The sequence below is a fragment of the Nitrospirota bacterium genome, from assembly GCA_020846775.1.
GTDB lineage: Bacteria > Nitrospirota > 9FT-COMBO-42-15 > HDB-SIOI813 > HDB-SIOI813 > RBG-16-43-11.
This window is the reverse complement of the sequence record JADLDG010000100.1, coordinates 1-17,654: the sequence shown is the minus strand read 5'-3', so window position 1 is coordinate 17,654 and position 17,654 is coordinate 1. Positions and strand designations below refer to the sequence as shown.

Annotated in this window: 16 protein-coding genes; all 16 read right to left on the bottom strand. The window is 44.9% G+C overall.

The features are described from left to right. Positions 1-25 precede the first annotated feature (25 nt). The gene (locus IT392_11950; GenBank protein ID MCC6545187.1) at positions 26-799 is read right to left on the bottom strand and encodes a type III pantothenate kinase; all 774 of its coding nucleotides are present in this window, start codon (positions 797-799) and stop codon (positions 26-28) included. A gap of 45 nt (positions 800-844) precedes the next feature. Further along, on the bottom strand, positions 845-1,831 hold the full coding sequence (locus tag IT392_11945) for a biotin--[acetyl-CoA-carboxylase] ligase (GenBank protein MCC6545186.1): 987 nt from the start codon (positions 1,829-1,831) through the stop codon (positions 845-847). Then, on the bottom strand, positions 1,828-2,673 hold the full coding sequence (gene nadC / locus IT392_11940) for a carboxylating nicotinate-nucleotide diphosphorylase (protein ID MCC6545185.1): 846 nt from the start codon (positions 2,671-2,673) through the stop codon (positions 1,828-1,830). Before nadC ends, IT392_11945 begins: the two co-directional genes overlap by 4 nt. 79 nt (positions 2,674-2,752) lie before the next feature. Then, positions 2,753-5,383 carry a valine--tRNA ligase gene (locus tag IT392_11935; GenBank protein MCC6545184.1) on the bottom strand — a complete coding sequence of 877 codons (2,631 nt, stop codon included), beginning with the start codon at positions 5,381-5,383 and terminating at the stop codon, positions 2,753-2,755. Further along, complete coding sequence (locus tag IT392_11930; protein MCC6545183.1) at positions 5,358-6,653, bottom strand: response regulator; 1,296 nt, start codon at positions 6,651-6,653, stop codon at positions 5,358-5,360. The genes IT392_11935 and IT392_11930 overlap by 26 nt, the downstream gene beginning before the upstream one ends. 222 nt (positions 6,654-6,875) lie before the next feature. Then, positions 6,876-7,904 carry an endolytic transglycosylase MltG gene (gene mltG, locus IT392_11925; protein ID MCC6545182.1) on the bottom strand — a complete coding sequence of 343 codons (1,029 nt, stop codon included), beginning with the start codon at positions 7,902-7,904 and terminating at the stop codon, positions 6,876-6,878. Continuing rightward, a complete protein-coding gene (gene ruvX, locus IT392_11920) occupies positions 7,894-8,340 on the bottom strand; it encodes a Holliday junction resolvase RuvX (GenBank protein MCC6545181.1) in 447 nt (148 codons plus the stop codon). The genes mltG and ruvX overlap by 11 nt, the downstream gene beginning before the upstream one ends. A 15-nt stretch (positions 8,341-8,355) precedes the next feature. Further along, positions 8,356-8,655: a phasin family protein gene (locus tag IT392_11915; GenBank protein MCC6545180.1), complete on the bottom strand. Its 300-nt coding sequence runs from the start codon at positions 8,653-8,655 to the stop codon at positions 8,356-8,358. Then, positions 8,648-11,296: an alanine--tRNA ligase gene (gene alaS, locus IT392_11910; protein ID MCC6545179.1), complete on the bottom strand. Its 2,649-nt coding sequence runs from the start codon at positions 11,294-11,296 to the stop codon at positions 8,648-8,650. The genes IT392_11915 and alaS overlap by 8 nt, the downstream gene beginning before the upstream one ends. Further along, positions 11,280-11,780 (bottom strand): regulatory protein RecX, encoded by a 501-nt coding sequence (locus IT392_11905; protein MCC6545178.1) that lies wholly within the window; start codon positions 11,778-11,780, stop codon positions 11,280-11,282. The genes alaS and IT392_11905 overlap by 17 nt, the downstream gene beginning before the upstream one ends. Before the next feature lie 86 nt (positions 11,781-11,866). Then, positions 11,867-12,964, bottom strand: coding sequence for a type IV pilus twitching motility protein PilT (locus tag IT392_11900; protein MCC6545177.1), 1,098 nt, complete (start codon positions 12,962-12,964; stop codon positions 11,867-11,869). 23 nt (positions 12,965-12,987) lie between these two features. Further along, complete coding sequence (recA, locus tag IT392_11895; GenBank protein ID MCC6545176.1) at positions 12,988-14,019, bottom strand: recombinase RecA; 1,032 nt, start codon at positions 14,017-14,019, stop codon at positions 12,988-12,990. A 38-nt stretch (positions 14,020-14,057) separates the two neighbouring features. Next, positions 14,058-14,636 (bottom strand): RNA 2',3'-cyclic phosphodiesterase, encoded by a 579-nt coding sequence (gene thpR / locus IT392_11890; protein MCC6545175.1) that lies wholly within the window; start codon positions 14,634-14,636, stop codon positions 14,058-14,060. A gap of 35 nt (positions 14,637-14,671) precedes the next feature. Continuing rightward, on the bottom strand, positions 14,672-15,175 hold the full coding sequence (locus IT392_11885) for a CinA family protein (protein ID MCC6545174.1): 504 nt from the start codon (positions 15,173-15,175) through the stop codon (positions 14,672-14,674). Then, positions 15,166-15,639: a phosphatidylglycerophosphatase A gene (locus IT392_11880; protein ID MCC6545173.1), complete on the bottom strand. Its 474-nt coding sequence runs from the start codon at positions 15,637-15,639 to the stop codon at positions 15,166-15,168. Before IT392_11880 ends, IT392_11885 begins: the two co-directional genes overlap by 10 nt. A 118-nt stretch (positions 15,640-15,757) precedes the next feature. Further along, positions 15,758-17,654 (bottom strand): choice-of-anchor D domain-containing protein (locus tag IT392_11875; protein MCC6545172.1); only part of this gene is annotated, 1,897 nt, incomplete at its 5' end.

Genomic DNA, 17,654 nt, shown 5'->3' with positions numbered 1-17,654 from the left:
CTCATTCATCTGATAACAGAACCTCTCAGGAATTCTCCATAGTCATCTCGAAAACTAATCTGAGTCCCTCCAGGGTCAGCATCGGGTTGATCTCCTTTATACTTACAGTATGTACTGCTATCGTCTCTGCCAGCCCTCCTGTAGCAACTACATACGGTTCGCCTCCCATCTCTTTTTTTATTTTCCTGACCAATTCATCTACAAGACCAGCGTAACCATATATTATACCGGATTGAAGACTTGAGACTGTGTCCGTTCCAATAACGGCTGAAGGCAGTTCCAAAGCAATCTGTGGAAGCTTTGCCGCCTTCTGTGACAATGCATCAAGCGAAATCGTAATACCGGGTACTATTACACCACCCAGATATTCGGCGTCCTTGCTTATCGCACAAAAAGTTGTTGCCGTTCCAAAATCAATTATTATAACAGCTCCTCCATAAATAGTATAGGCTGCAACAGAATTAACTATGCGGTCTGCGCCTACTTCTTTTGGATTCTTATAGCAGATTCTCAAGCCGGTTCTGGTTTGTTCATCTACAAACATGGGGGTAACCTTAAAATATCTTTCCACCATCTTCCTTATCGTCGTTGAGAGAAGCGGAACCACTGATGCAATAATGACTGCATCTATCTCTAAAACCCTGGCAGTGACAGATTTCACAGCCTCAAGGAAAAATATCCCATATTCATCTGCAGTCTTATGCTTATCCGAGTTAATTCGCCAGTATTCAATGAGCTTCTGATTCTCATATAACCCGAATACTATATTTGTATTTCCAATATCTATAGCAAGAAGCATATGTAAAAACCTCAAATAATACAGCAGATATTTTTTACGAAGTCGTCAGAGAATTGTAACGTCCCCTGCATATATAACCCTTTTTCCCCCTCTGTCAAGGATCATTATAAGCCCGCCTTCCGGTGATAAATCTTCAGCAACTCCTGTTATCTGCTCACCCGGAAGAGAAACCTGTATTCGCCTTTTAAGGATGTCACATCCATTTCGCCATCTTCTGAAGATAGATTTTACACCGTAATTCTTAAGTTCTTCATAGTCCTGTTCAAGTGTATTAATCAACGCAAATAACAGATTCATACGATCCACCCTCTTACCAAGACATTCTGAAAGAGAGGTTGCAGGCATTCGCAGGTCCTCAGGGAAATCCTGTTTTTTCATATTAACGTTTATGCCTATTCCTGCTGCAATGTAGTTTATTCGCTCCTGTTCTGCGTTCATCTCCGTCAGAATACCGGAAACCTTCTTCCTGTCAATAAGTATATCATTAGGCCACTTTATCGTTGTCTCAAGACCAGTAACTTCAGTTATCGCCCGTGCTGTAGAAATTGCAGACATCATTGTCATCACCGGGGCATATTGCGGGGATATATCCGGTCTTAATAATATCGAAATATAGATATTAACATTCCCAGGTGAAACCCATGTGCGCCCCATCCTTCCTTTCCCATGAGACTGTCCCTCTGACAGTATAACAAGTCCCTCTGCCAGCCCTTTTGCCCCGCTCTCCATGGCAACGTCATTGGTCGAGCCCACCTCATCAAAAAAAAGAATCTTCTTGCCTATGGTTTTTGTCTTTAATGTATCTCTAATCTTATCAGGACAAAGACGATCGGGTATTTCAACCAGCCTGTATCCTTTTGACGGCATACTCTCAATCAAGTACCCTTTTTTCCTCAGACCCTCGATATGCTTCCACACTGCAGTCCTTGATATATTTATATTGTTACTTATTTCCTGGCCGGAGACGAAGGAATTCCCGTTTTTTTTAAAGGTTTCAATTATCTGGTCGTTTATGCTTCCAGGTCGCCTCATTTCATCTCAATATCCATGCTTATATTAACCCATGCCGCTGCATGTGTAAGTGCCCCGACAGATATAATATCCACACCTGTCAGTGCGACATCCCTCACCCTGTCAAGACTCATCCCTCCTGAAGCCTCGATCAGTATCTTTCTGTCATTATTCTCCCGTATAATCCTGACAGCCTCCCGCATCATTGAAATATCCATGTTATCAAGCATTATTATATCTGCCTCACACATTACAGCAACCTTGACCTCATCCAGGGTTTTTACTTCGACCTCAACCTTCATGGTGTGAGGGCTGTTTATTTTCGCCATTGAAACAGCCTTTTCCACCCCTGAAGTTAATGCTATATGATTTTCCTTGATAAGGACACTATCAAATAAACCATACCTGTGATTAAAGCAACCTCCAGCCCTTACTGCATATTTCTCCAGGGGCCTCAGCCCGGGGGTTGTCTTTCTGGTATCTGAGATACGTACTGGCAGTCCCATTACTGCATCTGCATACCTTCTTGATAGTGTAGAAATTCCTGAGAGTCTCTGCAGAAAATTGAGGGCGACCCTCTCCGCTGAGAGGAGCGCTCTGCCTTTACCGGATACACGAGCGATGACACTCCCGGCTTTTATCAAGTCCCCGTCTGATGCAAGCCCATCAAAAACTGCATCCTTGTCGAGTTGTTTAAACACCTCAGCTGCAACGGGAAGTCCGGCTAATACAATATCGTCCTCCGCAATTAGCATTCCTATGGCAATTATGTCATCCGGGATAAGTATGGATGAGGTAATATCACCATGACCGATATCTTCTGATAGGGCTGAGTCTATTATTCTCGTAATATCTGGCGACATATCCACAATGGCGGGGTCAGGTCTTGATTTTTGACTTTTATAGTCAAAATTCAAGACCTGACCCCCATCCATACCATCCTTATTTTAACCATGAAAGGTTTGATTCAATTCTCTCCTTCTGATCCATCAACTCCTTATGCTTTTCCTTTTCTTTCAGGACTACCTCCTGCGGCGCTTTTTCAACGAAGCTGTTATTCGACAGTTTCTTCTCAATCCTGCTTATCTCATCCCCAATATTCTTCAATCTCTTCTCCAGGAGTCCCTTCTCTTTATTTATATCAATTATGCCTGCCAGGGGCAAATATATCTCTCCACCTGCGAAGACCAGGATGGCTGAAAGCTCAGGCCGTTTTATATCAGCGCCTTTTATTACATTACCGGCTGAGGTTAATCTTTTAATATAGGTCATCTGTCCATCAACGAGACCACTCACAACATCACTGTCAATTTTAAGGTAAACATCAACCTCCTTAGACGGAGGTATATTCAACTCTGCTCTTAGGCTCCTTACATTCTTTATAATATCCATGACAGATTCCATCTGTGATTCAACCAGTTCATCCATTAATGCATCTTCAGCAGACGGATAAGGCGCAGTCATAATTGAGGAGCTGTGAAGCTGATGCCATATCTCTTCGGTAATGAAGGGCATAATCGGATGAAGCATACGAAGGGAAGTATCCAATGTATTAACCAGGACTGCAACTGTGTTATCTCTGATATCGCCGCCTTCCTGAATCTGAATCTTCGCAAACTCAACATACCAGTCACAAAACTCCCGCCAGAAAAAACTGTATATAGTGCCTGCCGCAAGATCAAACCTGTAGTCCCCGAGCATCTTTGTAACATCCTTAACTGTCCTGTTCAGGCGGCTTAATATCCACTTGTCGGGAAGGGATAATGCTGTATGATCAATGGCGGCAGTCTCATCCTGCATATTCATGAATATGAATCTTGCTGCATTCCAGATCTTGTTGCCAAAATTCCTGTAGCCTTCTATACGGTCCTCGGCAAGTTTTATGTCACGCCCTGGTGAGGCCATTGAGGCCAGCGTGAATCTGAGGGCATCAGTGCCGTATTTGTCCATAATAATGAGCGGATCAATGACATTACCCCTGGACTTACTCATCTTCTGCCCCTCGGCATCCCTTACGAGGGCATGTATGCACACATCCCTGAATGGCGCTTCACCCATAAACTTAAGACCCATCATCATCATACGTGCAACCCAGAAAAAGAGTATATCAAATCCGGTCACGAGGACCGATGTAGGATAATAACGCTTGAGGTCTTCTGTTTCATTTGGCCATCCCAGCGTTGAAAACGGCCACAGGGCAGAGGAAAACCATGTATCCAGCACATCCCCGTCCTGATGAATGTCATTACTACCGCAATGCCCGCACGATGACGGGTCAGTCCTGGATACAGTAATTCCGTTACAGATGCCGCAATACCATGCCGGGATCTGATGCCCCCACCAAATCTGCCTTGAAATACACCAGTCCTTAATATTGTTCATCCATTCAAAATAAGTATTCTCCCATCCTTTTGGTATAAATCGGACTGATCCGTCCTCTGCGGCCCTGATTGCAGGCGCAGCAAGGGTCTTCATCCTGACAAACCACTGTTTTGATATGTTTGGCTCTATTATTGTTTTACAACGATAACAATGACCTACTGCATGAACATGATCCTCTTCCTTAATCAGTGTTTCACTGTCAGACAGGTCTTTGAGTATTGCCTTTCTGCATTTAAAACGATCCATCCCCTTATACGGTCCTGCTTCATCATTCATTACACCATCATCACCCATAACTTTTATCTTTGGTAAGCCATGCCTGTTACCAACCTCAAAGTCATTCGGGTCATGAGCCGGGGTTATCTTCAATGCACCGGTACCAAACTCCATATCAACAACTTCATCAGCAATAACAGGTATCGCCCTGCCAATAACTGGTAGAAACAGTGTCTTGCCTATGAAATCTCTATACCTGTCATCTTTAGGATTTACCGCAACCGCTGTGTCCCCGGGTATAGTCTCAGGTCTCGTAGTAGCAACAATCAGCGACCCTGAACCATCTGTAAGGTCATATCGAACATGATATAACTTCCCCTGCAGATTCTCATGTTCCACCTCTAAATCAGACAATGCCGTCATACACCTCGGGCACCAGTTTATAATATAACTATCACGACAGATCAGGCCTTCTTCATAGAGCCGTACAAAGACCTCCCGCACTGCCGCAGACATCCCTTCATCCATTGTAAAACGCTCCCTGCTCCAGTCACAGGAGCCACCGAGACGTTTAAGCTGATACACAATGGTACGGCCGTACTGCTCCCTCCATTTCCAGACCTTTTCAATAAACTTCTTTCTGCCGTATTCATTCCTGCTGCTCCCCTCTGAGGCAATCTCGCGTTCAACGACGTTTTGAGTTGCAATTCCGGCATGGTCTGTACCAGGCAGCCAGAGGGTATTGAATCCTGACATCCGCTTCCACCTGACAATGATATCCTGAATGGTGGTATTAAGGGCATGTCCCATATGTAGTGAGCCTGTAATGTTCGGGGGCGGGATTACTACAGAAAATAAAGGCCGGTCTTCCTTGTAATTCGCACGGAAATAACCCTGATCTTCCCAGAATTTATACCATTTTTCCTCTACATCTTTAGGATCGTAAGTTTTATTCAGTACCCTTAAGTCGCTCAATTTCTTTTATTATCTCTCTCTCTGCTATATCAGGAACTAATTCCCTTGCAACCCTTTCGACGACATCAACCGCAATCTTTCTGACCATATTCTCTATCATCTCATCAGTGATCCTGCTTTTTAGACCCACCTCCACATCTGCTGCTTCATCAGGTTCGCTTACGGCTGATTCGTTAATGGGATCATAAAATTCTTCTGCCCTGGAATTATTTTCCACCCTGTCATTTCTGTGTTCGTCTTTTTCTTTATATTCTATTTCTTCACTGTTTACAACGACTTCACTGCATACCATACCTTCACTGTCATCCCAAACTTGTTGCGGGCTCTCCTGACCATGCATAGTTTGAGTCCCTGTGACGGGTTCAGCATACCGTACATGATTCTCATCATGCGTTGTCATCTCACAGACCATGGACCTTCCAACAGAAAGACCTTCTCTGCCATTCCAGTCTTCATCCCGAACCAGCTTAGATACACCCTTACCAAAAGACCCTGAAACAAACTCCGGGTGACATACCGGAGTTTCGTAATCATTTGCAGGCCATGGGTTCACTGGTGCTTGACGTGAAAAACCCGTCTGTCTGTCATCATCCAATTCATCTCGAGATTGTTTCGGGATCCCCTCCTCATATGATCCTGATACGAGTTCATGCTGATATCCCGGAGTCTCATCTGCAGGGTGAGTGGTTAGGCTGACCTCTGTACCATTATCCGGGACGTTAATTATTCCGGACAACATTTCGGTAATGTCAAAAGTTCCCTTCACGGACCTATCCTGATGGTATTCTTCTGTCTTATGCAGCAACCTCTTGTCAGGAATATCCCATCCAAGTAGTTCCTCAATACTCTTTAAAGATTTCACGACATCATCTGCAGAAATTGACTCTGCTGAAGGATCCGGCCTTTTCTCTATAAACTCGTTTACTGTATTAACAAGCTTAGTAGGATCAATAGGCTTATTGACAGTACCGAATTTCTCATACAGATCCGGGATGTTATTGAGCAACGGTTCGTCGCTTTCAGAAAGAAATATTATGGGAATTGCTTTATATTGCGGTTTTTCTTTGATAAATTGACTAACCTCCACTCCATTAAGACCAGGAAGATCAGGGGACATGATGATGACATCCGGAGAGATCTTTTCTATCGCCTCCATTGCAGAAACACCATCACCGACTACCTCCACTTCAAACCCCTCCAACTTCAGGAAATATGATACCACCTGCAGCACAACGCTATCTGAGTCTGCAACAAGAATCTTCTTACCCATAGCTGTTCCTCCTTCTAAATATATGGACGCTAACATACTCCGTTGCAGGGTGTCAAGCTGGATGGCCTGACAGTAGCAATTCCAGATAATGTCTTACCCCACAGGCCGATGCTGATCAACTATATCTCGCCTGCTGCTATGAGCGGCGCTTTCTAACCGCCCATGGGGATTCGTTGCTCAATATTTCACCGGGAATAGCTGCCCTGTTAGTATATTATCCGCTTAATTCTGATTTTTCTTTAATGCAAGAGATCTCTGATAGAGAGTTACTGCCTTATCATGTTCATCAAAGTTATTAGAAAAGTAATGCGTTCCGTCATTCATGGATACGAAGTAGAGATAATCAACATCCGCAGGATATAATGCTGCATGAAGCGAACCGATAGTCGGACTGCCTATTGGTCCCGGAGGCAGCCCTCGCTGCAGATACGTATTATATGACGACTTGAACCTGAGATCATTTTTTTTGAGATCTCCGTCAAACCCCTCTCCGAGTGCGTAGATAACAGTCGGGTCACTCTGAAGGGGCATCTTGAGCCTCAGCCTGTTATGAAAGACTGCAGATATCAACGGTCGTTCAGATTCACTCCCTGACTCTTTTTCAATTACTGATGCAAGAGTAACCACATCTTTCACCGACATTTTCAATTCTGCAGCCCTTCGTTCCATATCAGGTGTAAAAAGTTTTTTAAACCTCATCACCATCTTTCTCACTACCCTGTCAGGTGTACTACCCTTAATAAAGTAATATGTATCCGGATACAGAAATCCCTCAAGGCTGTCTATCTCTGTATCCAGATTAAGCAATTTTATTAATCCCTGGTTTCTGGTAAGCTGCCCGAATGTCTCTTTATCCACTAAACCCTCATCCTGAAGAATTTCTCCTATCCTGTCAATCTTAGCGCCATCGGGTATTGTCACTGTGCGATAGTTTACCTTACCCTCCTGGAAGGCTGAAATTACCTCAATCAGACTCATATCCACTGTGAAAAGGTACTCGCCTGCCTTCACATATTTATCTGATAATAAAAACCTCCCGGCCAACATAAACAATGTACTATTGGAAATAATGCCCTCTTTTTCAAGTCTGCCGGCAATCCACTTAACTGTCACACCCTCAGGCACCTCGAATATTCGAACCTCTTTATTACTACTCCTCATGGCAAACAGGCTGCTGTAGCTGGCCAGAAAAATGAGAATAGCGAGGATTACAATTATTCCGATAACAGTATTGACCTGGTTAGTCTTCATCCGGAAATGTCTTTTCAGATCCCCCTATACCTCTAATGCGAAGATAGTCCTGAAGGATAATAACTGCAGCCAGCTTATCTATAACCTTGCCCCTTTTTTTTCTGCTGACATCAGCATCAATTAATACCTTTTCGACATAACGGGTACTTAACCTCTCATCCATGAACATTACCGGAACCACTACCTCTTTCTTCAGCTCTTCAACAAAGCTTGATACCTTCTCACCCTGAATCCCCATGGTTCCATTCATCATTACAGGCATACCGACAACAATTTCTTCCACATTGTATTCTTCGATGATTTCTTTAATACTTGCAAAAACATGGTCGGGATCTGAACGGTGAATAGTAGTAAGGCTATGGGCCGCTATTTCAAGCTCGTCACTTATCGCAACCCCAATCCTTTTATCTCCTACATCTAAGGATAGAATACGCATCTGCAGGGCTGGAAGCTAACTGGATTCTTCCAGATTTTTTACCCGGTTTGATAGCTCCCGGATACTTGTTTCAAGCTTCTCAACGTCTTTTTTACTTGGCAGATTGAGTTTATCAAAGGTTTTTTCTACCACCTCACCAATCTTTTTATCTATCTCTTCACCACTTTTTTCAGCCTTTGACATCACCTCATTCATCAATTTAGCTGCATCACTCTGGCTCAATTCTCCTTTTCTGACAAGCTCCTCAACAAACTCTTTGGCCCTCTCCTGCGCTCCAAGACCTGCTAACAACGCTTTACGAACGATATCAAGCATGATAAACCTCCTTATTTTTTGACATTTTCTCGATCACTTCAACTACCTTATTCAATGCCTCCTGCAAACCTTCCGGTCTTTTACCGCCTGCCTGGGCCATTTCAGGCCTGCCGCCACCACGGCCATCAACCAGACCGGCTATCTCATTCATTATATCACGTGCGCTGAATTTATTCGTCAGATCTTCAGTTACCATAATTAAAATAGCGGCCTTACCATCAACTTCTGCTCCCACAGATATAATTCCGGATCCTATTCTGGAACGCATCGAATCACCAAATTTCCTCAATTCATCTATACTCATTCCATCTATCTTTTTCGATAACAATTTGATGCCGGCAACTTCGAGGATATCAGATGCCACATCCTTTGCCCTGGATGACGCAAGCATATCCTTCAACCGCGACATTTCTTTTTCCTGCTCCCTGATAGTGGATATCAGCCGATCTGCCTTTGCGCAAGCATCTTCACGAGTTGCCTTTACTGCATCACAAATCTCCCCGAATATGTTCTCTGTCTCTTTTAAATATTTCAGGGCTGCCTCGCCTGTAAATGCCTCTATTCTCCTGACACCGGAAGCTATCCCGCTCTCTGAAATTATCTTTATTAAACCTATTTCACCAGTTGCCTTACAGTGTGTCCCGCCGCAAAGCTCCTTACTGAAATCCTGAACCTGAACGACCCTGACCTGATCGCTGTATTTCTCTCCAAAAAGAGCTGTAGCGCCACCCTTTAGTGCGTTGTCAATATCCATAACATCAGTAGTAACCGGCAGATTATCCCTGATTTTCTCGTTTAATACCCCCTCGACATCACCGATCTCACCTGCAGATAACGGTTTAAAGTGTGTAAAATCAAAGCGCAGTCTGTCCGGTTCCACGAGCGAGCCGGCCTGCTTAACATGTCCGCCAAGAATCTGCTTCAACGCAGCCTGAAGCATATGAGTTGCAGTATGGCTCCTCGCAATGCCTCTCCGCAGCCCATTGTTCACCTTCAGTACCCACTCTTCTCCGACCATAATAGACCCGTTATTTACCTTTGCCTTGCTGACAATGATATCGAGCGCTTTTATAGTATCAGTGATTTCTATGCCTCCTTCCGGCCCTATTCCAACACCTTTATCACCTGCCTGACCGCCTGACTCTCCATAGAAGGGGGTCTTTTCAAATACAACCTCTATCTCATCTCCCGCGGCCGCCCTTTCGACATTAACACCGTCTTTTATTATGGCTGCCACCTGACCGGTTGATTCAATCAGGTCATAACCAGTAAACTTGGTTGTGACCACTGACTTAAGGGCCTGGTAAGCTGGTTTTATCTTTTCCTGCCCTACCCAGGCGCGCCTTGCACGTTCCCTCTGGGTTTCCATCTCATTCTGAAAACCGGCGTCATCAAGAACCAGTTCGTGTTCCCGTGCAATTTCTGCCGTAATATCCAGAGGGAACCCATAGGTATCATACAGCTTAAATAGTATCTCCCCGGGTATGGTCTTTGTCCCTCTTTCTTTAACCTTTATGATTACATCATCAAGGATCTTCATCCCTTGTTCAAGTGTGTTGATAAAGCCCTCTTCCTCCCTGTGCGTGACAGTTGAGATAATCTCCCTGTTCATATAAAGTTCCGGATAGTGTCCTTTCATCAGCTCAATGACATATCCAACGTTTTTGAACAAAAATGGTTCATGGATACCAATAAGCCTCGCATGCCTTGCTCCTCGCCTGATTATCCTTCTCAGTACATATCCTCGTCCTTCATTGGATGGCATAACCCCATCGCTGATCAGAAAAGCCGCAGCCCTTATGTGATCTGCAATGACCCTTATTGAAACGTTGTGTGAAGAGTCATAGGATACAGAGGCATTCCCTGCAATTGCAGTAATAAGAGGCATAAACAGGTCAGAATCATAGTTACTCTTTACACCCTGTACCACAGCGCTTATTCGCTCAAGCCCCATACCGGTATCAATGGACGGACTTGGGAGGGGAGTAAGTTCTCCTGACGCCTTTTTCTCATATTGCATAAACACTAAATTCCAGAGTTCAAGATATCTGTCACAGTCACAACCTACAGCGCATTCAGGTCTGCCGCATCCGGTACCAGACCCCTGGTCAATAATTATTTCGGAACATGGGCCACATGGACCGGTATCCCCCATCTGCCAGAAATTATCCTTCTCAGCAAGACGAACGAGCCTCTCCCGTGGAAAACCGATCTTCTTCTGCCATAGGTCATAAGCATCATCATCATTCTTATACACGGAGACCCAAAGTTTCTCTGCGGGTAATCCGAGGACCCGGGTTAGAAACTCCCAACTCAACCCGATAGCCTCTTTCTTGAAATAGTCGCCGAATGAGAAATTTCCGAGCATCTCAAAGAAGGTATGGTGTCTTGAGGTAAATCCGACATTCTCAAGGTCATTATGCTTTCCTCCTGCCCTCAGACACTTCTGTATTGAGACTGCCCGTTTGTAACTTCTCTCTTCCTCACCTGTAAACACCCTTTTAAACTGAACCATTCCGGCATTTGTAAAAAGGAGCGTCGGATCATTCTGAGGGATAAGAGAAGAACTTGTAACAACTGTATGATCATTCTTCCCAAAGTATTCAAAAAATGAGCTTCTGATTTCAGCTGATGTTGTCATCCTGTTCTATCCCCTTTAAAACACCTCTAATAATATCATATGAGAAACCTCTTCGTCTAAGGTAATCTGACAGCCTCCTGATCTCAGCCCTTTCCCTTGGGACACTCCCGATCCTCAACCTCCTGCCAAGGGCCCTCCGGGCTATATCAGCCTGTGCATAGTCATTTGATACCTTCATGAGGATATCGTCAATTATGTCTCTTGCTATCCCTTTTTTCTGCAATCCTGAGCTTATCATCTGCGGACCAGCATCTCTTCTGTTAACAGCGTCTGAAGCAAACCTCTCGGCAAACCGGCGGTCATCAATGTACCCGAGGGACTCCATTTCATCAGCGACAGCCTCTGCTATTGCTGCTGAAAAACCTTTCCTGATCAATCTCTCTGTCAGATCCTTCTTACTCCTGTCACATAATCCGAGCAGCCGTAGGGCAGCATCTCTCGCCTTTCTGCTCTCATCAAGGTTCATCCGAAAATAGCCTTTCAAATCCCCCCTGCCCCCCTTTTCTAAAGTGCGGTGACTAATTTCCCCCTTTGAAAAAGGGGGATTAAGGGGGATTATTTTCATGTACCTTACTTTACCCATTTCGTGTCACTATCCGACTGGACACCTTTCACCTTCAATGCAAAATCATCCGGATTGTTACAGCGCACTACTGCCTCATCAAAAGTAATCAGATTTTCCGTATATAGCTTATAGAGAGACTGGTCAAAGGTCTGCATACCGTAATGAGAGGCGCCGGCGGCTATAACATCATGTATCTTCCTTGTCCTGTCTGGGTCCAATATACATTCGCGAATTGTTGCTGTAGCGACCATTACCTCGACTGCGGGGACTCTCCCCATCCCATCGGCCCGTGGCACAAGCCTCATAGAAACCACGCCTTTAAGAACAGAGGAGAGCTGAAACCGTATCTGCTTTTGCTGATATTGCGGAAAAATGCCGATGATCCTGTTTATAGTCTCTACCGAGTCTACAGTATGGAGGGTGCTCAGTACGAGATGTCCTGTCTCAGCCGCTGTAATTGCGGTAGATATCGTCTCAAAGTCCCTCATCTCCCCGACAAGTATTACATCGGGGTCCTGCCTTAATGCACTCCTCAGTGCAGAAGCGAAGGATTCTGCATCCTGACGTATCTCCCGCTGGTTTATCAGACTCTTCTTGTCCGTATACAAATACTCTATAGGATCTTCTATGGTCATAATATGTAACGTTCTGTGCATATTAATATACTCAATCATGGCCGCAAGTGTCGTGGATTTACCACTCCCCGAAGTCCCTGTAACCAGAATCAAGCCCCTTGGTTCCAGGGAAAGTTTCTCCAGTATCTTTGGTAGACCCAGTTCTGCTACAGTCACTGTTTTCTCCTGGATTACGCGAAAGACCATACCAATTGAGCCCCGCTGCTTGAAGACGTTCACCCTGAATCGCCCAAGACCTGACACACTATATGAAAAATCCACCTCCTTCTTTTCCTCAAAGCGGATTTTCTGTGAATCACTCATCAGGACGGAAGCAATAACTGAGGCAATCTCTTGCGTGAACTTCCCGACGCCTTCAATTGGCTTTAGATCACCATTAATCCTGACTACAGGGAAACTCCCGACTTTAATGTGCAGATCGGATGCATTTAGTCCTACCACTGTTTTCAGAAGCTGATTTATATCCATAGATTACTCCCGTATGACTGTTATCAGCCTTTCTTTTCGGAAGGCTTTGCCTCAATCTTTTGCAGGCCGCACGCCTCTTTAATGCTGACTTCTATTTCTTTTGCCATTGGCGCATTCTCCTTCAACGTCTGCCTTGCATTCTCCCTGCCCTGGCCAATCCTGTCACCTTTATAAGAATACCATGAACCGCTCTTCTCTATAATCCCCTTATCAACTCCCAGATCAATCAATTCACCAAGCCTTGAGATCCCCTCATTAAACAGTATGTCAAACTCAGCCTGTTTAAACGGAGGGGCAAGTTTGTTTTTTACAATCTTCACCCTGACCTTGTTTCCTGTAACATCCTGTCCCTCTTTAATCGTTTCCACCTTTCTTATATCAAGCCTTACGGATGAATAAAACTTTAATGCATTACCACCGGTAGTAGTCTCAGGATTCCCGAACATCACACCAATCTTCATCCTTATCTGATTGATAAAGATTACCGTTGTCATAGACTTGCTGATCGCTGCGGTCAGCTTCCTTAATGCCTGAGACATCAGCCTCGCATGGAGTCCCATGTGGGAATCACCCATCTCACCTTCTATCTCGGCACGAGGGACAAGGGCAGCTACAGAATCAACTACAATAACATCAATCGCACCGCTCCTCACGAGCGTCTCAGCAATCTCAAGCGCCTGCTCACCTGTATCCGGCTGTGAAATCAGGAGATCATCTATATGTACACCAAGCTTTTTTGCATAACCGACATCGAGCGCATGCTCGGCATCAACAAACGCCGCCACCCCGCCATTTTTCTGTGCCTCCGCTATTACATGAAGGGAAAGAGTGGTCTTTCCTGATGATTCAGGACCAAAGATCTCAACCACCCTGCCCCTCGGCATACCGCCTACTCCAAGCGCAATATCAAGCCCCAGGGAACCCGTAGATATAACAACTGCATCAGCCAGCACACCATCTGTCCCCAAACGCATAATAGCCCCTTTACCAAATTGCTTCTCAATCTGTGAAAGGGCCAAATCCAGCGCCTTCATCTTCTGCTCTTTCTCACCCATGTTCATTCTCCTTTCATTGTTTCATTTGAAATGATTCATTAAATTTTACCCTTTGCCCCCGAGCTTAACATAACGGAAAACAGTTCAGTATAAACAGCCCCGGAAGGTTTTAATTCACTCTTTATAAGATGTATCTCCGAAACCGGAAATCCACCCGGGTCACTTCTCTTCTCATCATCAATCAACCTTAACAATTTCTCAATGTTTTTATCAGTCCTAATACGCCCTAACGTTATATGCGGTGTAAAACTCCGGCCCTCAGCGGGAAACCCTCTTTTTTTAAGCTCTGCTTCTACACCCTTTTGAAGTCTAATCACATTATCCCCTTCCTCCTTCAAACCAACCCACACTACCCTCGGTCTTCTCATATCAGGGAAAATTCCCAGTCCTGATACACTCAGAGAAAAGGGTACTATGCCATCAACTGCCATGTCTAATGCCTTCTTAATATCAGGTATCTTCACTTCATCTTTGTCACCCAGAAACTTAAGTGTAAGATGCATCCCTTCCTTTCTGGTCCAGGACACATCGGCACCAGCAGCCTTTAGCTTCTCCTGAATACAGGATATCTTAGACTTCAATTCTTCAGGCAATGATACAGCTATAAAACATCTCAAATGATATACCGCCTTTGTCCAACCTGTAATAATGATTATACAATCACAGGTTCCTCCAGCAACTTTCTGAGCATATTCAGTGCAGCTTCAGAAGCCTGCAACTTGATTATTTCCCTATCCCCGTGAAATCTGAATTCTTTACACTCTACACGAACCGGCGAGGACAATGCAATATATACAAGACCAACGGGTTTTGCCGTTGTTTCACCTCCAGGGCCGGCTATGCCGGTGACTCCTATACCTACCTCAACGCCTCTCAATTTCCTTATACCCTCCACCATTGCTACAGCAGTCTGACGGCTTACGGCGCCATATGTCTTGATTGTCTCCTCATGTACATTCAATAGCTTTCTCTTGGCATCGTTGCTGTAAGTAATTACCCCGCCATCATAATAATCAGAACTACCGGGGACATTGGTAATCCTGTGCCCGATCAATCCCCCAGTGCATGATTCTGCTGTTGAAAGCCTCCACCCCCTCTTACGAAGAAGCCTGCCGATTATCACTTCTATTATCTCCATCTCCTGTCCTACAGCCATCCTGTCCCCCATCCAATCAACCTGATAAGTAAATTGGCATAAATACCTGCTAAAACGTCATCAAACATTATACCCCATCCGCCCTCTATTTTCTCGTCTATCATTCTGATGGGATATGGCTTGAGGATATCAAAAAAACGGAATGCCAGAAAACCTGCCAGCAGAAAACCAAGATCTTTGGGAATATATATAAAAGTAAAGAATATTCCTGCGATTTCGTCAATAACAATATGCGGGCAGTCTTTTGCCTGATAAATCTTCTCCGCTTCACCTGCTATGTAAATACCGGCAATTAGAATCAGTATTACTATGATTACATATGTACTGAACGGGACATCCCGAAGGAGAAAACAGGCCAGGATGCCTGCAAGACTGCCAATAGTTCCAGGGGCTACCGGAAAGTAGCCTGCAAAGAAGCCTGAGGAAAGGAATTTGATAATGAGTTGCCGCTGAAAGATAACCACACCTGTCGGTTACAGACATGATATTAACATTATACTTTTTATAGTGTCAACATTTTTCAATAAGCTGTCAAGCCAAGTTAGAAATGTCTGCTTTGTTTCAGGTGTAAACGGGACGTTTCTATAGTGTTGTAAAGCTATAATCATCGCTCTCAGTCATCCCTCCCTTGCCATCGTCAGCCACTACCTTCCAGTAATACGTTGTCTTCGGCTTTAGATTGGTGACCGTGTACGTCATATAATCCTTACTCTCAGCACGACTGCCGCTGTAATCATCTGCTGCCCTGCCGCATGAAGTAAGTATGGAGCCGCCAAGAAATATGACTGCCATAATGAACATGCCGAACCTTCTTTTATCTCCGGCTAACCCTCCGAAGGTGATTATCCCCAGCAGCCCTATCAGGCCTACTGAGTATCCTGCGGCCTTTGCAGAGTTATTGTTTGATGTGTTGGAAACAATTATAGGGTCAACGCCTGCAAAGCCTGGGTCAGGTCCAATGTAGAGCCAGTAGGTTATCTGGTCTCCATCCATATCCTCTGATATTTCCCATTTCAGTAAATATGTCGTAGTTATAGAGCTGACTCCATTTGCAGGTTTAGCAAGATTTGGCTTTGTCGGCACGTTATTGCTGCCGGGTGTTACAGAGCCTCCCAGGGTAATAGTCACCGGGTCTTCATCAGGGTCATTCGACTGGATGTTAAAGCTTGAGTTAAATGTCCCTGATCCAATTGGAGTAAACCTAACCTTCATTGCACATGATTGATTTGGTGCAAGGGTATGATTAGAGCAATTATCTTCAGCGGTAATAATGCTAAATGGCTCGGATGGTGTGCTGCTGCCCGAAATTGCAAGTGGGCTGCTTCCCATATTGCTTATAATTATCTCCTGATCAGCAGTCGCTCCCGCTGAAATATTAGGGAAACTAATGTCAACTGACGAGATATCAATGTCAGGACTGCCCACGCTCGCTCCCGTTCCTGTAAGAGATACCGCCACTGGGTTTTCATCCGGGTCATTGGACTGGATATTAAAACTGCTGTTGAGAACCCCTGAAGATGCAGGAGAAAACCTGATGGTTATTGTACAACCTGAGGAAGGAGATAGTGTCTGGCCAGAGCAGCTATCTGATACCTTGCTGTATGATGAGGACGGATTTGTAATACCGGTAATGGTCAGGCCCGCATCACCATCGTTTCTTACAGACACCGTCTTCTCTGATACTGAATCAACATTGACACTGCCATATGGGAGGGTCGTCGGGCTGACGGTTATATCAGGAGTAGTCGCTTTCTTAGTAATACCCTCATCCACCTGCCCGTTACAGTTGTCATCCATACCATTGTCTGTCTCAACTGCACCGGGGTTGATTGAGGACTTGCTGTCATTGCAATCAGCTCTGTTTGTGACATAACCTGATGGTTGTGAACATGCCTTAATCGTAACCGCAGCGCTGCCATAGGTATCCCCATCCGCATCACGATAATACGTACTCAATAACCCTTCGTCTATCTGACCATCTAAATCATTGTCTGCACCGTCGCAGACTTCCGGAGTGCTATCTTTATTTAAAGGATCACTGCCTGCGGCAATCTCATCTATATCACTATAGCCGTCGCCGTCAGAGTCAAGAAGCTCAGCCGTAAAGTCTATCCCGGCCACATCCCCCCCTGCAATTGTTACTGGAATACCGGGCGGTGTAAAGGTATAGCCATCCAGCTTAGGTGTGATAGTACAATCCCCATCGGCAAGGCCGGAGAAGCTGTATCTCCCGTCAGGAGCTGTGTCTGCTTCGGCAGAGGCACAGCCGCTGAGTGTCATTGTTACCTCTCCGAGGCCGGTCCCGCTTACTGTAACAAATCCAAGTATCGAGTGGATAAAGATATCCTCTACATCCGGCGCATCTTCCGGGGCAGTTGGTGTAGGTATTACAGGTAAAGCTACTGCTTGAAGCCCTGTGCCATCAACTGCATCAAAGTAATAAGTATAGTCAGCCCCTGCGGTCAGTGTTGTACTAAAT